Raw genomic sequence first — 1661 nt, forward strand, 5'->3', positions numbered from 1 at the left:
CGTACTTGACTTCGCCTAAGAGTCCGTTTTTCGGAAGTTCTAAAATCCCTCCGGGGAATCCCCGTCTCTTTAGAGCGCGGAGTAGTCAAGAATAGCCTTTCGCTGACCATCGGGGTGGTCTGTGGAGTCCCTCGGGGAATAAATGCTCCGTGCGATCGCGAAAGCAGACCGACGGGGAATAAATTCCCCGGCAAACCCACAGGGCATTGAGTCGGTTTCAACCGACTTAAGCTGTTAGACGGGGGAATTATCCTCCGGCAAACCCACTGAAGCTGTTAGACGGGGGAATTATCCCCCGGCGAACCCACAGGGCTTAAGCTGTTAGACGGGGGAATTATCCCCCGGCAAACCCACAGGGCATTGAGTCGGTTTCAACCGACTTAAGCTGTTAGACGGGGGAATTATCCCCCGGCGAACCCACAGGGCTTAAGCTGTTAGACGGGGGAATTATCCTCCGGCAAACCCACTGAAGCCATTATCCCGCAGACGGGGGATTTATCCCCCAGCGAACTGTTAGACGAGGGAATTATCCCCCGGCGAACTTGAACCCACTCGAAACCTGAGTTACTATGTCTGCCAAACTCCCTTTCTGGAAAACAATCCCCGTATCCGCCACCTGCCTTCTGGGCCTGTCAGCACTGGCATCGCCGATGCTGCTGGCATCAGCGCCAACCCCGGCATCTCACACCGCGCAAGTCATGCCTCCCTTAGATGACGATGACAAACCGCAAACCATTCCTGCCGGACCGCGAGATGAGTGCCTGGTGGGAGACACCCCCCAACCCCTGCAGCCCTTGCTGCCGGACTTAAACGAGAAAATCGGCCTCACGGTTTCTCCCTATCCTACCCTGTTCGTGTACGTTCCCGAAACCCGGGCGGAAAGCGCACAATTCGTACTCAGCGATGAGGCGGGCAGGGAAGTTTACAGCCAAACCGTGGCCCTGGCAGATACCGCCAAGGTGATGAGCCTCACGGTACCGGCGCGGGAGGAGATTGCCCCCTTAGCTACCGGCGAGACCTATTCCTGGACCTTTGCCCTCGCCTGTCCCAACGAAGAATCCGGTGGCACAGACCTGGACCTTTACGTTACCGGCTGGATCCAGCGCGTGGAGAATCCCGAATTAAAACAACAAGTGGAACAGGCATCAGCGCGACAAGTGCCCTCACTTTATGCCGAAGCGGGAATCTGACACGATGTGCTACATACCCTCGCCGAACTGCGCCGCGACAATCCCCAAGATAGTGAATTAACGGAATATTGGGTGACATTATTAACCGATGTGGGATTAGCACCGATAGCGCAAGCGCCCTTGATGGATGTGAATGCGGAAATTTCCATCCCCTGAACCCAATTCTCCCCAGGGTAAACCGCCCGAGACCCCCTGCCCTCGGGACGCGGCACTGCCGCGTCCTCCCCCATCCTTCCCCATTTTTACATCAACTTGTCATTGCCGCACAAGCGGGAATCCACTCAAGTCTATCCAGGGAGTATCTACCCATGCCATTGTTCCCCAAAGCGTTCGAGCCATTGGTGGTTCTCACCCTCGTTCTCTTCCTCGGCACACCTGCCCCCGGGGAAAATCCACGCCCATTGTTCCGTTTCCCCGCCACCGCCCAAACGGTGGAAGAGCGACAACAGGAAGCGGAACGATTGTTGGAAC

The 1661-nt window shown here is 56.4% G+C and carries 1 pseudogene; it reads left to right on the plus strand.

Annotated features, from left to right (window positions below):
- The first annotated feature begins 698 nt into the window (after positions 1-698).
- A pseudogene (locus AC0QH1_RS07795) lies at positions 699-1346 on the plus strand (DUF928 domain-containing protein).
- Positions 1347-1661: the final 315 nt, after the last annotated feature.

The organism is Phormidium sp. CCY1219, assembly GCF_055795085.1.